20 protein-coding genes are annotated in these 21,718 nt (G+C 69.9%); 12 read left to right on the top strand and 8 right to left on the bottom strand.

Going from position 1 to position 21,718, the window contains the following annotated elements; genetic code table 11:
• Nucleotides 1-16 precede the first annotated feature (16 nt).
• The 4 genes from FGL91_RS10150 to FGL91_RS10135 are packed head-to-tail and all read left to right on the top strand — an operon-like array spanning nucleotide 17 to nucleotide 3,282.
• On the top strand, nucleotides 17-856 hold the full coding sequence (locus tag FGL91_RS10150; RefSeq protein ID WP_153243749.1) for a molybdenum cofactor biosynthesis F family protein: 840 nt from the start codon (nucleotides 17-19) through the stop codon (nucleotides 854-856).
• Nucleotide 857: 1 nt separating this feature from the next.
• Complete coding sequence (locus FGL91_RS10145; protein ID WP_153243748.1) at nucleotides 858-2,501, top strand: amidohydrolase; 1,644 nt, start codon at nucleotides 858-860, stop codon at nucleotides 2,499-2,501.
• Nucleotides 2,502-2,528: 27 nt separating this feature from the next.
• Complete coding sequence (locus FGL91_RS10140; RefSeq protein ID WP_047521713.1) at nucleotides 2,529-2,885, top strand: YidH family protein; 357 nt, start codon at nucleotides 2,529-2,531, stop codon at nucleotides 2,883-2,885.
• A gap of 13 nt (nucleotides 2,886-2,898) precedes the next feature.
• Nucleotides 2,899-3,282, top strand: coding sequence for a DUF202 domain-containing protein (locus tag FGL91_RS10135; RefSeq protein WP_227991460.1), 384 nt, complete (start codon nucleotides 2,899-2,901; stop codon nucleotides 3,280-3,282).
• Nucleotides 3,283-3,354: 72 nt separating this feature from the next.
• On the opposite strand, the gene FGL91_RS10130 is transcribed toward FGL91_RS10135, so the two are convergent.
• The 5 genes from FGL91_RS10130 to FGL91_RS10110 are packed head-to-tail and all read right to left on the bottom strand — an operon-like array spanning nucleotide 3,355 to nucleotide 9,081.
• On the bottom strand, nucleotides 3,355-5,670 hold the full coding sequence (locus tag FGL91_RS10130; protein ID WP_153243747.1) for an arylsulfatase: 2,316 nt from the start codon (nucleotides 5,668-5,670) through the stop codon (nucleotides 3,355-3,357).
• Nucleotides 5,671-6,459 carry an ABC transporter ATP-binding protein gene (locus FGL91_RS10125; RefSeq protein ID WP_131493793.1) on the bottom strand — a complete coding sequence of 263 codons (789 nt, stop codon included), beginning with the start codon at nucleotides 6,457-6,459 and terminating at the stop codon, nucleotides 5,671-5,673. It lies immediately after the preceding gene.
• Nucleotides 6,456-7,292, bottom strand: a complete 837-nt coding sequence (locus FGL91_RS10120; protein ID WP_153243746.1) for an ABC transporter permease — start codon at nucleotides 7,290-7,292, stop codon at nucleotides 6,456-6,458. The genes FGL91_RS10125 and FGL91_RS10120 overlap by 4 nt, the downstream gene beginning before the upstream one ends.
• A complete protein-coding gene (locus FGL91_RS10115) occupies nucleotides 7,292-8,071 on the bottom strand; it encodes an ABC transporter permease (RefSeq protein WP_194239194.1) in 780 nt (259 codons plus the stop codon). The genes FGL91_RS10120 and FGL91_RS10115 overlap by 1 nt, the downstream gene beginning before the upstream one ends.
• 5 nt (nucleotides 8,072-8,076) lie before the next feature.
• A complete protein-coding gene (locus FGL91_RS10110) occupies nucleotides 8,077-9,081 on the bottom strand; it encodes an ABC transporter substrate-binding protein (protein WP_131493796.1) in 1,005 nt (334 codons plus the stop codon).
• A 150-nt stretch (nucleotides 9,082-9,231) separates the two neighbouring features.
• Between FGL91_RS10110 and FGL91_RS10105 the strand changes: the two genes are divergently transcribed.
• Entirely contained in the window at nucleotides 9,232-9,843 is a 612-nt protein-coding gene (locus FGL91_RS10105) for a TetR/AcrR family transcriptional regulator (RefSeq protein WP_047521698.1), read from the top strand.
• A 92-nt stretch (nucleotides 9,844-9,935) separates the two neighbouring features.
• Here FGL91_RS10105 and FGL91_RS10100 read toward each other — a convergent pair whose 3' ends face one another.
• The 3 genes from FGL91_RS10100 to FGL91_RS10090 form a co-directional block, all read right to left on the bottom strand.
• Nucleotides 9,936-11,399 (bottom strand): GMC family oxidoreductase, encoded by a 1,464-nt coding sequence (locus FGL91_RS10100; RefSeq protein ID WP_153243745.1) that lies wholly within the window; start codon nucleotides 11,397-11,399, stop codon nucleotides 9,936-9,938.
• A 3-nt stretch (nucleotides 11,400-11,402) separates the two neighbouring features.
• A complete protein-coding gene (locus FGL91_RS10095; protein WP_194239193.1) occupies nucleotides 11,403-12,842 on the bottom strand; it encodes an aldehyde dehydrogenase family protein in 1,440 nt (479 codons plus the stop codon).
• 353 nt (nucleotides 12,843-13,195) lie between these two features.
• Nucleotides 13,196-13,633 (bottom strand): Lrp/AsnC family transcriptional regulator, encoded by a 438-nt coding sequence (locus FGL91_RS10090; protein ID WP_194239192.1) that lies wholly within the window; start codon nucleotides 13,631-13,633, stop codon nucleotides 13,196-13,198.
• Nucleotides 13,634-13,785: 152 nt separating this feature from the next.
• On the opposite strand from FGL91_RS10090, the gene pdhA reads away from it, so the two are divergent.
• From pdhA to FGL91_RS10055, 7 genes are all read left to right on the top strand, one after another.
• Nucleotides 13,786-14,904, top strand: a complete 1,119-nt coding sequence (gene pdhA, locus FGL91_RS10085) for a pyruvate dehydrogenase (acetyl-transferring) E1 component subunit alpha (protein WP_131493801.1) — start codon at nucleotides 13,786-13,788, stop codon at nucleotides 14,902-14,904.
• A complete protein-coding gene (locus FGL91_RS10080) occupies nucleotides 14,901-15,929 on the top strand; it encodes an alpha-ketoacid dehydrogenase subunit beta (protein ID WP_194239191.1) in 1,029 nt (342 codons plus the stop codon). The genes pdhA and FGL91_RS10080 overlap by 4 nt, the downstream gene beginning before the upstream one ends.
• Nucleotides 15,926-17,323, top strand: coding sequence for a dihydrolipoamide acetyltransferase family protein (locus FGL91_RS10075; RefSeq protein ID WP_153243744.1), 1,398 nt, complete (start codon nucleotides 15,926-15,928; stop codon nucleotides 17,321-17,323). Before FGL91_RS10080 ends, FGL91_RS10075 begins: the two co-directional genes overlap by 4 nt.
• Before the next feature lie 133 nt (nucleotides 17,324-17,456).
• Nucleotides 17,457-18,776, top strand: a complete 1,320-nt coding sequence (locus tag FGL91_RS10070) for an MFS transporter (RefSeq protein ID WP_153243743.1) — start codon at nucleotides 17,457-17,459, stop codon at nucleotides 18,774-18,776.
• A gap of 130 nt (nucleotides 18,777-18,906) precedes the next feature.
• Nucleotides 18,907-20,097 carry an acetyl-CoA C-acyltransferase gene (locus FGL91_RS10065; RefSeq protein WP_153243742.1) on the top strand — a complete coding sequence of 397 codons (1,191 nt, stop codon included), beginning with the start codon at nucleotides 18,907-18,909 and terminating at the stop codon, nucleotides 20,095-20,097.
• On the top strand, nucleotides 20,097-20,852 hold the full coding sequence (locus FGL91_RS10060; protein ID WP_194239190.1) for an enoyl-CoA hydratase/isomerase family protein: 756 nt from the start codon (nucleotides 20,097-20,099) through the stop codon (nucleotides 20,850-20,852). Before FGL91_RS10065 ends, FGL91_RS10060 begins: the two co-directional genes overlap by 1 nt.
• A complete protein-coding gene (locus FGL91_RS10055; RefSeq protein ID WP_153243741.1) occupies nucleotides 20,849-21,715 on the top strand; it encodes a 3-hydroxyacyl-CoA dehydrogenase family protein in 867 nt (288 codons plus the stop codon). Before FGL91_RS10060 ends, FGL91_RS10055 begins: the two co-directional genes overlap by 4 nt.
• Nucleotides 21,716-21,718 lie beyond the last annotated feature (3 nt).

Here is a 21,718-nt window from a genome sequence, read left to right as displayed (position 1 = left end):
AGGAACGAACCACACCATGACGACGCTGAACCCCGCCGACACCTCCACCTGGCTGCCGCTCGAGGGGCTCGCCCCCGGCTTCGACGCCAACAAGGCTCCGCACAGCACCGCGCTGAGCGGCCGCGAGATCACGGTCGTCGACGGCCGTGGCACGCGGATCGTGCACCGCTTCGCCGACGACACCGTGACCTGGGACTACCAGCCGGGGACCGACGATGCGACGGAAGCGGCTACCGACACCGACGACTACGAGGCGTTCGAGGTCGATCGCGACCTCTACTTCGTGCAGTTCCACCACCGGTACCTGCCGAACGAGGCGGTCTCGCTGATCCTCGACCTGCGCGACGGTCGCGCGCTGGCCGTGATCTCCGACATCCTCCCCGCTCCCGAGAAGGGACGCACGCGCGTGCAGCACCACTTCGCGCCGGGCGTGATCGAGGGGATCGAGGTCACCGGCACCGAACCCGCCCCCACGACGACGCTCATCGGACGCCGGGTGGAGTGGGTCTACAGCACCGAGCACGCGTACGAGCACGTGTACCTCTCGCCGCGGTGGTACTCGTGGCAGTGCCTCGCCGGCCCCGAGCGCGGGCTGGCCGACACCGACGAGAACAGCGTCTGGGAGGTGCGTCCCGGCATCTACGTGTTCGCCTGGCGCGAGAAGGTGATCCCCTGCGCCTCGGTGACGATCGCCGACCACCGCGACGTCAACGCGATCCGCTCCCACGGCGTGCTCTTCGGCCTCGACGAGAGCGGCGAGGTCCCCACGCACTTCACCTTCGGCGCACACGGACGTCTGCTCTCGACCACGATGCACACGCCCGAGCTCGAGCCCGCGACGTTCGGAGACCGCTGACATGACCGACGTCGCCGACCTCATCGTCACCGGCTCCGTGATCCGCACCGCGGACCGGACGAACCCGATCGTCGAGGCCCTCGCCGTCCGCGACGGGCGGATCCTCGCGGTCGGATCCCGGTCCGACATCGAATCGTTCCGCGGACGCCGGACCCAGTCGCTCGAGGTCGGCGACGCAGCGGTGTACCCCGGTTTCGTCGATGTGCACAACCACCACGCCCTCGCGGGGCGGACCGAGCTGTTCGAGCTGTCGCTGGCTCCCGCGCTGACGCTGGACGAGATCCTCGACCGGGTCCGGGAGAAGGCCGCCGAGCTCCCCGAGGACGCATGGATCGTGGGCGGCGCCGTGGCCACCACCCTGCTGCCCGCGCTCGCGAACACCGCGAGCCGACTCCGCCTGGACGAGGCGGGCGGCGGGCGTCCCGTCATGCTGATGGAGGACTCGCGTCACAACCGGTGGGCGAACAGCCGGGCACTGGAGCTCGCCGGGATCACCGCCGATCGGCTGCCCCCGTCCGGGACGGCTCTTCTCGATCCGGATGACGGCACGCCGACCGGTGTGCTCCTCGAAGCGGCGGGCATCCCCGTGCAGGAGGCCTACGACCGCAGCGGCGGGCTCACTCCCGCGCAGCACGCCGCCGCATCACGCCGCGGAATCGAGATCCTCAACTCGTTCGGCGTCACGGCCTTCCAAGACGCCGGGGTGTCGGTCGAGATCCTCGGCGCGCTGGCCGACCTCGACCGGGCCGACGAGCTCGATGCCTGGGTCGTCTCCTCGCTGCTGATCAACGACGAGATCTTCGGCTTCGACCCGATCGGCGAACCGCTGCTCGACCGCGGCGAGGAGTTCCGCACCGCGCACCACCGTCCCGACTTCGTGAAGATCTTCCTCGACGGAGTCCCCCCGGCACGCACGGCGTCGTTCCTCGAGCCGTATCTGGCGGACGCCGCGCACGGCGCGCACTTCCACGGCGAGACCACCATGACCCTCGACGAGCTCACCGGGTGGCTGCGCTCCGTGGCGCGACGCGGCCTGGGGGCGAAGGTGCACTGCACGGGGGACGGCTCCGCGCGCCTCGTGCTCGACGCCACGGAGCGGGTGCGCCGCGAGGGCTTCACCACCCCCGTTCAGATCGCGCACGGTCAGTTCCTGGCGGAGTCGGACATCCCCCGACTGGAGGCCCTCGACGTCTCGGCCGACATCTCTCCGTTCATCTGGTATCCGGGCGTCATCCCCCAGGCTTTGGCCGAGGTGCTCGGCGAACGCGCGGAGCACTCCCAGCCGAACCGGGCGCTGATCGACGCGGGGGCCCGGGTCGCCGGCGGTTCGGACTGGCCCGTGAGCGAGTCGCCGAACACGCTGGAGGGTCTGCAGGGTCTCGTGACGCGAGCGGACCCGCTCGGACGCGCCCCCGGCACCTTATGGCCCGAACAGGCCATCACCGCCGAGGAGGCACTGGAGGTCTTCACGATCAACGCCGCCGCGGCGATGGGCCTCGACGCCGAGACCGGGTCGCTGACGCCCGGGAAGTCCGCGGACTTCGTCGTGCTCGCCCGTGACGCCATCGCCGGTCCGGCGGACGAGATCGTGCACACCGAGGTCGTGTCGACCTGGTTCGCCGGCCGCCGAGTCCACGGCGACTGAGCGGTGCCGCGCGGATACGATGAGGCGATGAAGCGTTTCCCGGCATCCGTCTACTCCCTCGGCGAGGAGCCCGATCCGCGCTTTTCGCTCGCCAACGAACGGACGTTCCTGGCGTGGACGCGGACCGGACTCGCCCTGATCGCCGGTGGTGTGGCGCTCGAGGTCCTCGGCCTCGACCTTCACCCCGGATTCCGGCTCGCCGCGTCGCTGCTGCTCATGATCGCGGGGACCGCGGTCGCACCGCTCGCCTGGTGGGAGTGGATGCGGGCGGAGCGGGCGCTGCGCCAATCGCGGCCACTTCCGGGCGCGTTCTCCGCCGTGGTCCTCGCCGTGGTCGTCGTACTGGTCGGACTGCTCGTGCTGGCCGGCGTCCTGTGGCGCTGACAGAGCCCCGGTCGTGAGAAGACGTCCGGCCGCGGAGCCCGACCGCCTGTACGATCCCGGGTTGCAGCCCGAACGCACGGAGCTCGCCTGGCGCCGCACGGCCCTCGCGATCGCCGTCGGGTCCCTGATCTCCCTGCGGATCCTGCCGTTGGTCCTCCCCGCCGGCGCCGGGGCCTGGGGGCTCGCTCCCGGCGCGATCGGACTGGGGACCGCGTGCCTGCTCTGGTTCGCCGCACGTCGCCGCCAACGGCGGGTCACCGCCGTGTTGACGGGCGCCGCAGCGGGTCTCCCTCCGGGCGGCGGGCTGCTCCTCGTCCTCACGGTGTTCGGCACGGGCTTCGGCGTCGTCGCCCTCGCTCTCGTGGCGATCGCTCTGGGCGCGAACAGCCCGGTCTGACCGCAACGGATCGACAGGGCGAGCGGCTGATGTCGGCGACCCCTCAGACACCGACCTCAGCCGCTCACCGGATCAGTCGGCGACCGCCAGGACCGCCTGTCCGACGGCGCGCAGCACGGTCGGATCGTGCGGCGAGCGCTCACCCGGCACGTAGCGCACGCGGTGCAGCTCGCCGCCCCGGAACGGGAACGAGCGATGCTGCTCGTGCAGCTCCCAGTCGACCGGGCCACCGAAGTCGTACCCCACGCTGATGCCCGTGAACGGTGACATGCCGATGAGCATGGGCACGCTGTCGATCACCGCCGCGCGGTCGCCGTCCACCTCGACCGTCAGGCTCCAGCGCAGTCCGGGGTGCTCGTCGACGCGCAGCACGATCCGGTGCTCCCCCGGAGACAGCTGCGCTCCGCGGGCACGGTGCATCGCGCCATAGGCGTTGTAGGCGACGAGAGGCGCCCCGTGGTCCAGGGCGAGCAGGTAACCGCCGCCCTGATCGCCGTGAGCCACGATCACGCCTGCCGCGTCGGCCTCGGTCGTGAGGTCGACCTCGACCGCGAAGGAGCGGAGGACCGTGAGCTTCGCCGAACGGAAGCGCTCCAGAGGAGGACGGAAGGGCACCAGGTCTATCGCCGCGGAGAGCGGTTCCTCGGTGTCGGGGCGCAGGCGGAACAGCGCGCCGTCGTCATCGAGGGGGAACACGGTGTTGCGCCAGGCTTCCGCGTGCCAGCGTGCCGCCATCGCCGCGACGCGTTCGGGGTGATCGGCGGAGACGTCCTCGGTCTCGGTCGGGTCGGACGCGAGGTCGTAGAGTTCCCAGACGCCGCCCGCGGGGCCCTCGTCCTTCGTCGGGGGCACGGTCGAGAGGGCCTTCCACTTCCCGTCGACGAGGGCCCGTCGTCCCACGCACTCGAAGTACTGAGCCTCCCGGCCCGGCGCGGTGGGGTGGGCGAGCACGTCGACGACGCTCCCGCCGTCCATCTCGAGTGCCGGTCGGCCGCGCCGCTGGTCCAGGGACGGCACGCCGCACAGTTCCAGGATCGTCGGTGCGAGGTCCGAGACGAACACGAACTGGTCGCGCAGACCGCCCGCCATCGGGGCGTCCGGCCACGAGATGATCAGCGGAGCGTGGACGCCGCCCTCGTACGTCGTGGCCTTGAACGAGCGGAACGGCGTGTTGGACACCCGCGCCCATCCGGTCGGGTACTGGCCGAACACGCGAGGACCACCGAGGTCCTCCAGTGGACGCGGCACGTCGGTGATCCACCCCTCGGGCATCGCACCGTTCGCGCCGAACTGGGCGAAGTAGCTCCGGGTTCCGGTCGGTCCCCCCTCGGCCGTCCCTCCGTTGTCGCTGGCGAGCACGACGATCGTGTTCTCGCGCTCGCCGCTGCGGTCGAGTCGATCGAGCAGTCGCCCCACACTCTGGTCGATCTCGTCCACGGCCGCGGCGTACACCTCCATGTGTCGGGCGAACAACCGTCTCTCCTCGACCGAGAGGTCGTCCCACACGGGGATCCGGTCGCCGTCGGCGATCGCCTCCCCGGGGAGCTCCGCGTGATCGGGGACGATGCCGCGCGCACGCTGGCGGGCGAACCGCTCGGCCCGCAGGGCGTTCCACCCGGCCTCGTAGCGGCCGCGGTACTTCTCGATGTCGGCGTCCTTCGCCTGGATGGGCCCGTGCACGGAGGTGTGCGCGTAGTACAGGAAGAAGGGCTTGTCCGGATCGTTCACCCGCAGGTCGTCGATCATGCCGATGGCGCGGTCGGTCAACTCGTCCGTGAGGAAGAAGCCCTCGGGGTACTCGCGGAGGTCGACGACGGAGTTGTCCTGCACCAGCCGATGCGGATGGTGCAGCGACGTGAAGCCGTCCATGCTCCCGAAATACCGGTCGAATCCGCGCTGCAGCGGCCACGTGCTCCGGTCGGCACCGTCGTGCAGGCGCGATTCGAGCGTGAGATGCCACTTCCCGACCATGAAGGTCGCGTACCCCCCGGCGCGCAGCGACTCCGCCAGTGTCGGCGCGTCCTCGGGGAGCTCGCAGCTGAATCCCGGATAGCCGGGGTCGATGTGCGCGACGAAGCCGAAGCCGGCCCGGTGCGGGTTCAGCCCGGTGAGCAGTGCCGCCCGGGCCGGCGAGCACATCGGCGCGGTGCGGTAGTTCGTGAACACCCACCCCTCGTCGGCGAGACCGTCGATGCGCGGTGTCTCGATCTCGCTCCCGAACGGCCCGAGGTCGCTGAAACCGAGGTCGTCGATCAGCATCACGATCACGTTGGGCGCCTTCGGCCCGGGTCGCTGCGGCTCCGGCCACCAGGGCTCGGACTCGGAGGTGAATTCCGCCGCGTGCCCCGCGAAGCTCTCATAGCCGCGCGCCTCCGTCGGCATCGACATCTAGCCCGCCTTCCGGATCAGGCCGAAGATCTGCGTGCGCAGCTCCGCGAACGCCGGAAGCGCCCGCGTCGTCAGCTGGTCGCGCGGGGCCCCGAAGTCGATCTCGACGATCTCGGTCACCTTCGCCGGGCGCTCCCCCAGCACCACGACTCGGTCCGACAGGTAGACGGCCTCGTCGATGTCGTGCGTGACGACCACGATCGTCATCCCGAACTGCTCGCGGATGCGCAGGCAGAGGTCCTCCAGCTCGAACCGCGTCTGCGCATCGACCGAGGCGAACGGCTCATCCATCACGAGCACCTCGGGCCGATAGGCGATGGCACGCGCGATCGCGACGCGCTGCTGCATGCCGCCCGACAACTGCCACGGGAACTTGGACTCGGCCCCGGAGAGCCCGACCGCGGTGAGCGCGGAGGCGACCCGCTCCTCGCGTTCCGCACCCGGCAGGTGCAGGTGCTTGAGCGGCAACCGCACGTTCTTCTCGACGGTGAGCCAGGGCATCAGCGACCGGGTGTACTCCTGGAACACGAGCGCCATCTCCTCGGGCGGGCCCTCGATGACGTTCCCGTCGATCGCCGCACTGCCCGCCGTGATGCTCTGCAACCCGGTGAGACACTTCAGCAACGTGGTCTTGCCGATGCCGGACGGCCCGACGATGCAGCACACTTCGCCCACGCGCACATCGAAGGTGAGGTCGGCGATCACGGGGACGAGACCGTTCTTCGTCGGATAGGACTTCGCGAGCCCGCGCACACTGAGCCGGACGGGGGTCTGTTCGATGGTGGTCATGCGTTCTTCTCCTGTTGCTGGGAGGCGATGTACCAGCGCAGCACGCGGCGCCGGAAGAGGGTGAACACGGCGGTGGCCGCGTAGCCGATGATCCCGAGGACGAGGATGCCCGCCCACATGTCGGGGATCGCGAAGGACTGCTGGGCGAGCAGGGTCGCGGCACCGAGTCCGGTGGACGACCCCAGCATCTCGCTGGCGATCATGACCACGAACGCGGTGATGAGACTGACCTGCATCCCGGAGAGGATGCGCGGGCCCGCCGCGGGCAGCACCACGGAGAACAGCCGCTCCGGTCCACTCAGTCGGTAGACGCGACTCACCATCTCGAGCGTCGGCTCGCCGGCGCGCACACCGTCGATCGTCGAGATGAGGATGGGGAAGACGGCGGCGAGGGTGATCGACAGGATCCGGGTCTCGTTGCCGAACCCGATGAGCGATACGAAGATCGGCACGAGCGCCACCGGCGGGATCGCACGGAAGAAGTGGATGGTCGGCTCGACCAACCAGCTCAGCGGACGGATCAGTCCGAGCACCAGGCCGAGCAGCACGCCGATCACGGTCGCCAGCAGGAAGGAGACCACGAGATTCCCGACCGACGAGGCGACGTCCACCAGGAAGGCGGGCGTCTGCACGAGCTGCCACAGCCGCTGCAGGATCACCTGGAGCGGCGGGAAGAAGGCGTTGGTGGAAGCGGCGGAGACGAACCACCACAGCGCCAGCAGCAGCACCGGGACCGCGATCTCGGCGCCGACGAGGACGCCGCGGGGAAGCGCGCCCTGCCCGCGACGGCGCGCGAGACGTGCAGGGGTCTGGATCGAGGTGGTGAGCGTCATCAGAGGACCTGCTTCCGGTATTGCGGATGCCAGTGCAGCAGTCGCCGCTCGCCCCATTGACTGAGTCCCTGGACGAGGAGTCCCAGGGTGCCCAGGATGAGCACGTAGGCGAAGAGCTGGGCCTGGTTGCCGGAGATCTGAGAGAGCAGCAGGCTCTGTCCGAGCCCGGGCCCGCCACCGAGGAGTCCGGCGACGACGGCCACGACGAGCGAGGTCGGCGCGGCGACGCGGATCGCGGTTCCGATGTAGGGCAGTGCGCTGGGGAGCACGATGCGCCCCAGGATCTCGGCGCGCCCCATGCCGTACGACCGCCCCGTCGCCCGTGCGACCGGGTCCGTGTCGAAGACGCCGGCGGAGGACTGGACGGCGATCGCGATGAAGCAGCCGAAGAACACCAGGAAGATCCCCATGGCCTGTGTGGGGCCGAGCACGAGGACCACGATCGGCAGGATGACGATCGGCGGGATGGGCTTGAGGAACTCCAGCGGCACGCGGGTCGCGTGCATCGCCAGCGGTGAGGTGCCGATGGCCACCCCGAGCACGACGCCGATGACGATGGCGAGCAGGAGCCCGGTCAACGCCATCGTCAGCGTGTCGCCGACGGCCGTCCAGGTGGCCGGGGTCCCGAGCAGGCGCACGGCCTCGCCGATCGCCTCGGTCGCCGCCGGGAGCGGTGACCCGGCGAGCGGCCCCGTCGTCGCCGACCACTCCCAGAGCGCCAGCGCCGAGACGACGCCGACGGCCCCGATCAGCGGAGGAAGGAGCGTGGAACGGATCATGATGGTCACTCGACTCCGACGATGACGCCCTCGAGGTCGACCGGTGCAGGCAGGTACCCGAGGGCGACGAGCTTCTCGTTGACCCGGTCGAGGTCGATCGGAGCGACCTCCGCGGGCCAGAAGGGCAGCTTCACGTCGTCGACGCTCAGGGTCGAGCCGGTGGCGTCGATGCCGGCCTGGATGGCTTCCTCCGGGTGCTCGTTCGCGTAGGCATTGCTCTTCGCCACGGCACGCTGGAACCCGGCGATCGCATCCGCCTTCGCGGCGATCGTGCTGTCACCGGCCGTCCAGAGCCCGACGGCGCCTTCTTCGAAGAATCCGACCGACGGCGCGGCGAGGAAGACGGCACCGGCGGCCTCCGCCTCGCCCGTGAACGGGCTGACGAGACCCGCTGCATCGACGTTGCCGCTCTGGAGCGCGGCCACGGCGGAGGTGAAGTCCAGGACGACCCACTCCACGGAGGCGGGGTCGACGCCTTCCCGGTCGAGCGTGTCGGAGATGACGACCTCGAGCTGCGCCTTGCGCGCGGGCACCGCGATGGTCGCCCCTTCCAGATCGGCGACCGAGGTGATGCCGCTCGCGGCGGACGCATACAGTCCGGTGTCGTCCATCGAGGCCGGGTCGTCCCCCTCCGCGGCCCCGCCCACGAAACCGTCGGCCGGGGCGATGACCTTCAACGGGACGCCGCTGGAGAGGGCGTTGAGCAGCGGGATGCTCGGCGCGTACGCCACGTCGACCTGTCCGCTCTGGGCCGCAGCGAGGCCGGCGGGCGGGTTCGCCACGACCGAGGTCTCGAGCGCGATCCCCTCGTCCTCGAAGAACCCCTGCTCCTGACCGACGATCAGGGCGCCGTCGGAGACGAGGCCGATCGTCGCCACTTTGAGCGTCGTCAGCTCACCGTCGCCACCCGATGGCGAGGAGGCGGGTGCAGACGTGCAGGCGGCGAGGGCGAGCACGCCGGCCGCCACGGCGACTCCGGATGCCCGACGTGCGAGACGTGTGACGTTCATGAGAACTCCTCTGCGAGTTAGTCACCAGTTGGTGATTTTAAAGATCGTACTCGTGCCTTGCTTTTGATTGATTACGATCGGGTTACATTAGTCACCAGATGGTGACTAAAAACAGCAAACAGATATTTTGAGATGTGAGGGGGAAACAGCATGCCGAAGATCGTCGACCATGAGGAGCGGCGCACGCACATCGCGGACGCTGCGACGCAGGTGATCATCCGGGTGGGGTTCGACAGCCTCACGATGCGGGAGATCGCCACGGAAGCGGGCTACGCCCACGGCGCGATCGCGCGATACTTCCCCGACAAGAGAAGCATCCTCACCGCCGCTTTCCTGCGCTTGTACACGCTCGCGAACGACCGCATCCACGCCCGCATCGAAGGCGTGCGCGGGCTGGAGGCACTCGAACGGATCTGCCGCGAGATCCTCCCGTACAGCCCGAACGGACCGCTGTACGCCAAGGTGGTGATCGCCTTCTGGGACCACGCGTCGCAGGATGACGAGGTCACCCGCATCCACCGGGTGAACAACCTGCACTGGCGCGATCTGTTCCGCCAGTGCCTGGTCGAGGCGCGGGACGACGGCGAGCTCGCCGACGACGTCGACATCGAGACCGCGGTCAACGAGATCGCCTCGCGCAACGCGGGCTGGCAGATGATCTCGGTGCTGATGCCGGATTCGGCGGGTGACGGCCGGCTGAACGACGGACTCGACGCCCTGCTGTCGACGCTCCGCCGTCCTTCCCCTCCACGCCCGAGCTGAGCGGTCGACGCCCCCGCTCATCGTCGACACCCCGCGCTGCAGGCGACCGCAACCGGGGGTCTCGACGACGAACGGGGGCCTCGACATCGCCCTCAGCCCTCCAGGAAGAACTGGGCGCCGCGTTCGCCGATCATCGCGGCGGGGGCGTTCGTGTTGCCGGTGGGCACGGTCGGCATCACCGAGGCATCGATCACCCGCAACCCCGCGACACCGTGGACGCGCAACCGGGGATCGACAACAGCCTCGGGGTCCGTCCCCATGCGGCACGTGCCGACCTGGTGGTGGTAGGTGATGGCGGTGCGCCGCACCCAGTCCTCGACGCCGGAGTCCGACACCTCGGGCCCGGGGTAGACCTCGACCGCACCCCAGTCCTCGGCGAGTGCCGGGCGTGCTCCGATCCGACGCGCCTGCCGCACGGACGCGGCGAGGGAGGCCACATCGCGATCGTCTTCGAGCGCCGCCAGGTCGATCTCCGGAAGGTCGGCGAGTCCCGGGCCGGAGAGCCGGAGGGCTCCGCGGCTGTGCGGCGTCACCAGCCCGGCCATCAGGGTGAACCCGTCGTCGCCGCGCGGCTCGAGCTCCCCCCACATGGGAACGGAGAAGTGGATCGGCTGAGTGTCGGGCTCCGCGAGGTCGTCGCGGCTGCGCCAGAAGAGGTGGCTCTGCGTGACCGACACCCCGGCCTGCGGAGGCCCGACCGGACGCCCCGTCGTGAAGATCACCGGTGAGAGCAGATGGTCGTGCAGGTTCTGCCCGACCCCGGGCGAGTCCTGCACCACCGGAATGCCGAGCGCGGTGAGGTCGGCCGCGGGACCGATTCCCGAGCGGAGCAGGATCACGGGCGAGCCGATCGCGCCGGCTGCGAGGATCACCTCGTCGGCGAGGACCTCCTCGGGCCCCTCCCCCTCCCCGAGCTGCACGCCGACCGCCCTTCCGTCCCGGATGATCACCGAGTGCACCTCGCGTCCGGTGAGGATCGTCAGCCGATCGGCGATGGGCTGCGCGTAGGCCGTCCAGGTGTTCACCCGGCGACCGTCGCGCATGGTCACCTGCTCTTGCGAGACCCCGTCGAGCGTGCCGCTGTTGTAGTCCGGATTGCGCGGAAGCCCCTCCTGCACCGCAGCATCGATGATCGAGGCCTGGATCGGCGAGAGCGCGTAGTCGTCGGTCACCGGGAGCAGATCGTTCTCGATCGCGTCGTAGACGGGCTCGACGTCGGCCCAGCTCCACCCGGTCGCACCTCCGCGTTCCCAGGCGTCGTAGTCGGACGCCGCGCCACGCACCCAGATCATCGCGTTCAACGCGTGCGATCCCCCGGTGACCTTGCCGCGAGGCAGGTGCAACCGACGGCCGCCCGCGTGCTCCTGCGGCACGGTGAAGTAGTCCCAGTCCTCCGCGGAATGCCAGAGCTCGCCCGCCCGGGAGGGGTCGTGGATGGCCGGGTTGGTGTCGTATCCGCCGGCCTCGACCAGGGTCACCGCGACACCGGCATCCACGAGGCGACGCGCGACGATCGATCCCGAGGTTCCTGCTCCGACGACGATGGCAGAGCGCACGGGTCAGCCCTTCCGGCCGGGTCCCGACACGACCTGGGTCACGGCGACGGACTTGAGTCCCTCGACCCCGAACTCCAGCCCGTAGCCCGAGCTCTTCACTCCACCGAACGGCACCATCGGGTGCAGCCCGCCGTGGGAGTTGATCCACACCGTGCCGGACTGCATCCGCGAGGCCGCCTCCCGTGCCGCCTCGGGGTCGCTCGACCAGACGGAGGCGCCGAGCCCCGCGTCCAGGGCGTTCGCCCAGGTGAAGGCCTCGTCCACGTCGGTGTAGCGAATCACCGGGAGCGCGGGACCGAACTGCTCCTCCTGCACCAGTGCCGCGTCATTGTCGATGTCGGCGACGATGGTGGGCCGGTAGAAGAGCTCGCCCAGCTCAGGGGCGGACTCGCCACCGGTGACGATGCGGGCGCCGCGGCTCTTCGCATCGTCGACCAAGCGGCTGACGATGTCGAACTGGGCGCGGTTCTGCAGCGGACCCAGGACGTTGTTCTCGTCGAGCCCGTTCCCCATCGGCACCGATCCGGCGATGGCGGCGAGCGCGGCGACGACCTCGTCGTAGACCGAATCGTGCACGTACAGGCGCTTCATCGCGGCGCAGGTCTGCCCGGTGTTGATGAACGCGCCCCAGAAGAGGTCTTCCGCGATCGCTGCCGGGTCGGTGCCGGGAAGCACGATGCCGGCGTCGTTGCCACCGAGCTCGAGCGTCAGGCGCGCCAGGTTGCCGGCGGAGCTCTCGATGATGCGACGCCCGGTCGCGGTGGAGCCGGTGAACATGATCTTGGCGATGTCGGGGTGCGAGGCGAGCCGGGCGCCGACCTCACGGTCGCCGGAGACGCCGATCAGGACATCCGCGGGCAGCACGTCGTTGATCACCGCGATCATCGCGAGCACGCTCAACGGCGTGTACTCGCTCGGCTTCGCCACGACGGTGTTGCCCATCCGCAGGGAGGGCCCGATCTGCCAGACCGTGATCATGAGCGGCCAGTTCCACGGGCCGATGGCACCGACGACGCCGGCTGCCTTGTAGACGAGCTCGGCATGCAGCGTCTCGTCGTCGACCAGGATCTGCGGCTCGATCGTCGTCGTGGCGTTCGTGCGCAGCCAGGCGGAGCAGGCTCCGAGCTCGAAGCGGGCGTTCGGGCCGTTCAGCGGCTTCCCCTGCTCGCGCGAGAGCAGGTACGCCAGTCCCTCGGCATTCGCGTCGATGGCGTCGGCCGCGGCGAGGAGCAGCGCGCTGCGCTCCTCGTGCCCGAGGGCCTCCCACGCCGGCTGGGCCGCCTTCGCACGAGCGATCGCTGCGTCGAGGTCGTCGACCGTGGCGACGGGTGCACGACCGATGACCTCCCGGGTCGCGGCATCCGGGATCTCCCGGCCTGCGCCTTCCGGCGCCTGGATGCGGTCGAGCAGCGCAGCGGCTGCGGAAGCGGCGGAATCGGACATCGGGGACTCTCCTTCGAGCGTGACGCGGGCCAGCGACGGTCGAGAAGCTGGTCGTCCTCTCATTCTCGACCGGCGTTCCTCCCGGCACTTGTCGCGGAGCGCGCCGCAGATGTCCGAGTGCGAATGATGCCGTGCCCCCGCGCCTGCCCCGCACCTGTCCCGCACGAAGGAGAACCCACGCTTTGAAGGAAGACTCACGCCCTGAAGGAGAACTCACACCCTGAAGGAGAACTCACGCTTTGAAGGAGCATCCACGGGATTCAGTCCTTCGAAACGTGAGTTCTCCTTCATTTCGGGCGGGGCGGACCGGGCGGCACGAAAACGGATCCGGGAGGCACGGACATGCGAGACGCTCAGGCCCGCGGGTAGTCCTCGAAGATCAGTGTGGTCCTGGTCGAACGGATCGACGGGATCGCCTGGATGTCCTCCAGCACGATGCGGCGCAGATCGCGGGCATCGTTGGCCCGCACGAGCAGGATCACGTCGAAGTCGCCGCCGACCAACGCCATGTGCTCGATCTCGGGGATCGCGCGCAACCGCTCACTCACCGCCTGCCAGGTGGCCTGCTCGATGGCGAGCGTGACGTACGCACTCGCATGGTGCCCGAGGAGGACGGGGTCGGTGCGCACCGAGTACCCGATGATCACCCCCGCGTCGGTGAGCCGTTTGATCCGCGCATGCGCGCCGGCGCGCGAGATGTGCACGGCGTCCGCGATCGCCGTCATCGAGGAGCGCGCATCGCGGCGCAGTTCCTCGAGGATCGCTCGATCCGTGTCGTCCAACGCGATCATGTGACCCCTTCCGCCGGCCGGAGAATCCTGACACTTCGATCAAGAATGCCCTATTCGATGCGCTTTCATCCAGGATTCAGCGAACGATCTTGGATGACTGTCGCACACGGAGGCATGCTGTCTCCAACGAGTTCGGCAAGGAGGGCGAACGCATGCTGCACACCGACCTGCTCCCGCGAGACACCGCGGTGCAACTGATCGACGAGAACGGCACCCCCATCGCGGACGCGCCCTACCCGCTCCCCGACGGCGAGACCCTTCTGGCCGCCTACCGAGGACTCGTCGAGGGACGACGGATCAACGATCAGGCCGGCGCGCTCGTGCGCCAGGGGCGTCTTGCCGTCTACCCCTCTTCCCAAGGCCAGGAAGCATGCCAGGTCGGCGCCGCGATGGTCCTCGGAGCCGAAGACTGGCTGTTCCCGACGTACCGCGATTCGGTCGCCGTCATCGCCCGCGGGGTCGAACCCGCTGACGCGCTCGTACTCCTCAAGGGCGACTGGCACTCGGGGTACGACGTCCGCGCCCACCGCGTCGCGCCTCAGGCGACCCCGTTGGCGACCCAGCTGCTGCACGCGGTCGGCTTCGCGCAGGCCGCGAAGCATCGGGGAGAGGAGACCGTGGTGCTCGCCCTCTGCGGCGACGGGGCCACGAGCGAGGGCGACTTCCACGAAGCCATGAACTTCGCGGCCGTGTTCCACGTCCCGGTCGTGTTCTTCGTGCAGAACAACGAGTTCGCCATCTCCGTCCCGCTCTCCCGGCAGACCGCCGCCCCCTCCCTCGCGCACAAGGCGATCGGCTATGGGATGCCCGGCCAGCGGGTCGACGGAAACGACGTCGCCGCGGTGCTGGCCGTGCTCGGCGAGGCCGTGGAGCGAGCGCGCACCGGCGGAGGCCCCTCGCTCGTCGAGGCTCACACGTACCGGATGCAGGCGCACACCAATGCCGACGACGACACCCGCTACCGCGAGCGGGCCGAGGTCCAGGCCTGGGTCGCCCGCGATCCCCTCACCCGCTTGCGCGCGCACCTCACCGCCACGGGCGCTCTCGACGCGGACGCCGAGGAGCGCTTCGCCGCCGGCGCCGAGGAGATCGCGACCGCCATGCGCGCCGCCCTGAACACCGACGCCGAGCTCGACCCCGAAGACCTGTTCCGCCACGTGACCGCGACCCGATCGCCGCAGTTGGACGAGCAGTGGCACCTGCTGCGAGACGAGATCGAACGCTCACGGCTCGCCGACGCGGACACCGCCACGAACGGAGGCCACCGATGACCATCGCGCAGGACGACACCACGACGCACAGCGACGTCGGGACGACGACCACCATGACGATGGCTGCCGCCCTCAATCGTGCTCTCGCCGATGCGATCGAGTCCGATCCGGACGTGGTGGTCTTCGGCGAGGACGTGGGAGCGCTCGGCGGTGTCTTCCGCATCACCGACGGCCTCACGGCCCGCTACGGCGAGGATCGCTGCTTCGACACCCCCCTCGCGGAATCCGGCATCGTGGGAACCGCCGTCGGCATGGCGATGAACGGCCTGCACCCTGTCGTCGAGTTGCAGTTCGACGCGTTCGCGCTCCCCGCGTTCGAGCAGATCGTCAGCCATGTCGCCAAGCTCGGGAACCGCACGCGCGGTGGCCTGCGGATGCCGCTGGTGATCCGCATCCCGTTCGGCGGCGGCATCGGCGGCGTCGAGCACCACTGCGACTCCTCCGAGGCGTACTACGCGCACACCCCCGGTCTCACGGTCGTCAGTCCCGCCACGCCGCAGGACGCGTACTCGTTGCTGCGCGCGGCCATCTCCTCGCCCGACCCCGTGATCTTCCTGGAACCGAAGAAGCTCTACTGGGCCAAGGGCGAGGTCGACACCGCGCAGACCGCCCGGCTCGGCACCGCGCGTGTCGCCCGGGCCGGGACGGACGTGACACTCCTCGCCTACGGCTCCTCCGTCCCCCTCGCGCTCGAGGTCGCCGAGGTCGCCGCCACGGAAGGACGCAGTGTGCAGGTCGTCGACGTCCGCTCGCTCTCCCCCTTCGACGACGCGACCGTCACCGCGGCTGTGAAGTCCACGGGCCGCGCCGTGGTCATCGCCGAAGCCCCGGGCTATGTGAGCGTCGCATCCGAGATCCAGGCGCGCGTGTTCGAGCGCTGCTTCGAGTATCTCGCCGCCCCCGTGCGCAGGGTCACCGGCTTCGACACCCCCTATGCGCCGCCGAAGTTCGAGCACTGGTATCTGCCCGACGTCGACCGCGTGCTCGACGCGATCGACACGCTGCACTGGGAGGACGAGGCATGAGCACCCCGACCACGTCCGCGCAGGCCACTCACGTGTTCCGCCTGCCCGACCTGGGCGAGGGACTGACCGAGGCGGGCCTCGTGCAGTGGCTCGTCGCGGTCGGCGACACGATCGTCACCGACCAGCCCATCGCCGAGGTGGAGACGGCCAAGAGCGTCGTCGAGTTGCCGTCCCCGTTCGCCGGTGTCGTGACCGCACTGCACGGCGCGGTCGGCGACACGATCGACGTCGGCGCCCCGGTGCTCGAGGTCGTCGACCCGACAGCCGCCCCGCACGCCGACGACGTCTCCGCCCCCGAGGAACAGGAGACCACTCCGACGGAGATCGAGCACGAGGCGTACCGGGAGGAGGAGCGCGCCGGCTCGGGCAACGTCCTGATCGGCTACGGCACCACGGCCCCCGCTGCGAAGGGGCGGCGCCGTCCGTCCGCCGCGGCCACGCCCACTCCGCCCGCTCCCCCGGCCCCCGAGCGCACGACGCCGGAGTCTGCGCGCGACCGTCGCCCGGTCGCGGTCCGGTCTCCGCTCGTGCGCCGACTCGCCCGGGATCTGGGACTCGACGTGCATTCGATCACCGCGACCGGTCCGGACGGGGCGATCACCCGCGCCGACGTGCTGCAGGCCGCGGTCGAGAACGCCGTGGACGGCGCCGCGGCACATCACCGCGTGGCCACCGGGAGCGACGGGACCGTCGACGGACTGGGCGTGGTGTCGCGCGAGCGGATGTCGCCCCTTCGTCGAGCCGTCAGCGCCACGCTCACCCGCAGCCGGTCCGAGATTCCCGAGGCGACCGTCTGGGTCGATGTCGATGCGACGGAGCTGTGGGACCTCCGTGCACGGATGGCGCCGGAGGGAGGCAGGGCCCCGTCGGTGACGGCCCTGCTCGCGCGCTTCGTCCTGCTCGCGCTCGAAGACTTCCCCGTGCTGGCATCGCGGCTCAGCGAGAGCGGCGAGGAGGTGATCTCGTTCGACGGCGTGAACCTCGGCATCGCGGCGGACACCGAGCGCGGCCTGCTGGTGCCCGTCCTCCCGCGGGCGCACGCGCTGACCGTGGATCAGCTCGACACCGCTCTGCGAGAGCTCGCCGCCACAGCGCGAGCCGGATCGATGCCGCCGGAGCGCCTGCGCGGTTCGACCTTCACCCTCAACAACTACGGCGGCCTCGGCGTCGACGGCTCGGCCGCGATCATCAACCACCCGGACGTCGCGATCCTCGGCATCGGCCGGATCATCGAGCGCCCGTGGGTCGTGGAGGGTGCGATCGTCGTCCGGCGCATCGCGCAGCTGTCGCTCGTGTTCGACCACCGCGTGTGCGATGGCGGATACGCCGCAGGGTTCCTGCGCCGGGTGACCGAGCTCATCGAGCATCCGCTGCGCGCCTACGGGAGGATCTGACCCGAATACCGCTTCCCCTACACGGCGGCGGCTCCGATGCGATACGCTCGGCGATTAACTGACCGACCATTCGGTCATGAATGCTCGACGGCGCCCGGCCGTCGAACCCGAATCGCAGAACAACGGAGTTCGCATGACGACAGCAGTTTCCGGTCCCACTCAGAAGAGCAGGATGCCCGCCGAAGAACGGCGAGTACTCGCCGGCACCCTCGTCGGGACGTCGATCGAGTGGTACGACTTCTTCATCTACGCGCAGGCCGCGGGGCTGGTGCTCGCTCCCCTCTTCCTCGCCCCCATCGCGGAGTCCAGCCCCGGCTTCGCACAGGTGCTCTCTTTCGCCACGATCGGCATCTCCTTCCTCTTCCGCCCCCTGGGCGCCATCGTCGCGGGGCATCTCGGTGACAAGCTCGGCCGCAAGAAGATGCTCGTCTTCACCCTCATCATGATGGGACTGTCGACCTCGCTGATCGGCGTCCTCCCCACCTACGCGGCGATCGGCGTCGCTGCGCCGATCCTGCTGATCCTGCTCCGCATCCTGCAGGGCTTCTCCGCGGGCGGCGAGTGGGGCGGCGCAGCCCTGATGGCCGTCGAGCACGCTCCGCGCGGACGTCGCGGGCTGTTCGGCGCCTTCCCGCAGATCGGCGTGCCGGTCGGCATGATCCTCGCGACGTTCACGCTGTGGGTGCTCACGAGCTCGATGTCCCCCGAGGCGTTCCTCGAGTGGGGCTGGCGCATCCCCTTCCTGCTGTCGATCGTGTTGATCGGAGTCGGGCACGTGATCCGCCGCGCCGTCGACGAGAGCCCGATCTTCGAAGATCTGGTGCGTCGCCGCAAGGAGGCCTCCGCGCCGCTCGGCCGGCTGTTCCGCCAGAACACCAAGCAGGTCATCCTGACCGCCGTCATCTTCATCGCGAACAATGCCGCCGGCTACCTGCTGATCGCGTTCTTCGCCACCTACGCGGTCACGGCGCTCGGCATGGATCGACCTCCGGTGCTGCTGGCGACGACGCTCGCCTCGTTCGGCTGGCTCGTCTTCACCCTGTGGGGCGGACACCTCTCCGATCGGCTCGGTCGGATCCGCACCTTCCAGATCGGCTACGTGGCGCTCGCTCTGTGGGCGGTGCCGATGTGGTTCCTGATCGACACCGCGAACATCCTCTGGTACTTCGTGGCGCTCTTCGTGATGACGTTCGCGCTCGGCCTCTCCTACGGCCCGCAGGCGGCGCTGTACGCCGAGATGTTCCCGGCGAACGTGCGGTACTCGGGCGTCTCGATCGGGTACGCGCTCGGCGCCATCCTCGGTGGGGCGTTCGCGCCGATGATCGCCGAGGCCCTGTTGAACCAGTTCCAGGCGGCATGGACGATCGGCGTCTACATCGCCGTGGCATCCGTGATCTCGCTCATCGGGGTGTCCTTGGTGAAGGAGACCAAGGGCATCGATCTGTCGGTCTGACCACGGATCGGCCCGCCGGCATCGCGGCGGACTCCGCGCCTGTGCCATAATTACCATACGATCGGTCAGTAATTCACTGGCCGATCGTATGGCACGGCCAGCACCGAGACGACGCAGTCAGGAGATCCGCATGACCGAGGCATTCCTCGTCGCAGGCGCACGCACCCCCGTCGGCCGATACGGAGGCTCTCTCGCTTCCGTCCGCCCCGACGACCTCGCTGCGATCGTCGTCGCGGAAGCCGTGCGTCGGGCGGGCATCGACGCCACCTCGATCGAGATCGACGAGGTGATCCTCGGTGCGGCGAACCAGGCCGGCGAGGACAACCGCAACGTCGCGCGGATGGCGGTGCTGCTCGCCGGACTCCCCGACACGGTCCCCGGCATCACGGTGAACCGGCTGTGCGCCTCGGGGATGTCCGCCGTCACGATGGCCGCGCAGGCGATCCGTGCCGGTGACGCCGACATCATCGTCGCGGGCGGCGTCGAATCCATGACGCGAGCACCCTGGGTGCAGGCCAAGCCGGAGAAGGCATGGGCCAAGCCCGGGGCCGCCTTCGACACCTCGATCGGCTGGCGCTTCCCGAACCCCCGGCTCCAGGCTCGGGACAAGGCGACCTTCACGATGCCCGAGACCGCGGAAGAGGTCGCCCGCGTCGACGGGATCACCCGCGACGAGGCGGATGCCTTCGCTCTGCGCTCCCAGCAGCGCGCCATCGCGGCGATCACCGCGGGCCGCTTCGCCCCCGAGATCGTCGGCGTCCCGGTCGGCGCCGGGGAGGTGCTGGTCGACGAAGGCCCGCGCCCCGAGACCACCCTCGACGCACTCGCGCGGCTGCGTCCCGTCGTCGCCGGAGGCACGGTCGTGACCGCCGGCAACTCGAGTGCGCTCAACGACGGCGCCTCAGCGGTGGTGGTGGCGAGCGCCGCCGCGGTCGAACGCTACGGCCTCATGCCGCGCGCCCGGATCGTCATCGGCACGAGCGCCGGCCTCGCCCCCGAGATCATGGGCCTGGGCCCGGTCCCGGCGACGCAGAAGGCGCTGCACCGCGCCGGCCTGTCGATCGACGACATCGGCTCGATCGAACTCAATGAGGCGTTCGCGACGCAGTCGATCGCGTGCATCCGCCGGCTCGGCCTCGATGAGGAACGGGTCAACGCCGACGGAGGCGCCATCGCGCTCGGCCATCCGCTCGGTTCGTCCGGCTCACGGCTGCTCCTCACGCTGCTCGGTCGCATGGAGCGCGAGGGTTCTGTGCACGGACTCGCGACGATGTGCGTCGGCGTCGGCCAGGGCGCTGCCGTGATCCTGGAGAAGGTCTGATGCACGCCGAGATCGACCCTGAGACGCCCCTGCTCATCGAACGCCGCCCCGACCGGGTGATCGCCACACTGCATCGGCCGCACAAACGGAACGCGATCGACCAGGCGACCATCGATGCGCTGCACCTCCTCTGCGCCGAGCTCGAGGAGACGCCGCGGACCCTGATCCTCACCGGCGCCGACGGCGTCTTCGCCGCAGGTGCCGACATCGCCCAGCTGCGCGAGCGCCGGGCCGCCGACGCGCTGCGCGGCATCAACGCGAACGCCTTCGTGCGCATCGCCGAGCTGCCGATGCCGGTCATCGCGGCGATCGACGGCTACGCCCTGGGCGGCGGCGCCGAACTCGCCTATGCCGCGGACATCCGGATCGCGACGCCCGCCCTCGCGATCGGCAACCCGGAGACGGGTCTCGGCATCATCGCCGCAGCCGGCGCGAGCTGGCGGTTGAAGGAGATCGTCGGCGAGGCCAGGGCCATCGAGCTGCTCCTCACCGGACGCACCGTGAAGGCGGAGGAGGCCCTGCGCATCGGCCTCGTCTCGGCGATCCACGAGAGCGCCGACCTGCTGACCGCGGCCGAGGCGATCGCCGATCGGATCGGCCGCAACGACCCCGCAGCGACCATCGCGACCAAACGCGTGTTCCGCGCTCCCCGCGACCGCCACCCCGCCGTCGACCTGGAAGCCCAGGCCGAGCTCTTCGAGAGCCCGGAGAAGTTCCGACGGATGACCGACTTCCTGGAACGGAGAGACCGATGACCGAGAGCAGCAGCAGCGCTCCCGCCCATGTGGGAGTGCTCGGCGGTGGGCGCATGGGCGCCGGCATCGCCCACGCGTTCCTCCTCGCGGGCTCCCAGGTCACCGTGATCGAGCGCGATGAGATCGCCGCCAACGCCGCCGCCGCGCGCGTGCTCTCGTCCGTGGATGCATCGATCTCCCGCGGCACGGCGCACGAGGCCGGCGACGCCTACCGGGCACGCTTCGAGACCGGGACGGACACCGCGCTGTTCGCTCCCTGCGACCTCGTCGTGGAAGCCGTGCCCGAGGATCTCGCCCTCAAGATCGACGCGCTCACCCGCGTCGAGGCCGCCATCGGCCCCGAGGCCGCACTCGCCTCCAACACCTCGTCGATCTCGATCGACGAGCTCGCGGCGACACTGGACCGCCCCGAGCGCTTCCTCGGCATGCACTTCTTCAATCCGGTGCCGGCCTCGACGCTGGTCGAGATCGTCCGCGGCGCGGCGACCGCTCCCACGCGGGTGGACTCCGCCCGCGGCTGGATCCACGCCCTCGACAAGACCCCGATCGTGGTGACCGATGCCCCCGGCTTCGCGTCGTCGAGACTCGGCGTCGCGATCGGACTCGAGGCGATCCGGATGCTGGAAGAAGGGGTCGCCTCCGCTGAGGACATCGATGCCGCGATGACCCTGGGCTACAAGCATCCGGTCGGTCCGCTGCGCCTGACCGACATCGTCGGGCTCGATGTCCGACTCGGCATCGCCGAGTACCTCGCCGCCCACCTCGGCGAGCGCTTCGAGCCACCGACTCTGCTGCGACGCCTCGTCGCCGAAGGACACCTGGGCCGCAAGAGTGGACGCGGCTTCTACGAATGGGACGCCTGATGA

The sequence above is a fragment of the Microbacterium sp. CBA3102 genome (assembly GCF_007954505.1).
GTDB lineage: Bacteria > Actinomycetota > Actinomycetes > Actinomycetales > Microbacteriaceae > Microbacterium > Microbacterium aurugineum.
This window is presented reverse-complemented; position numbering and strand designations above follow the sequence as displayed.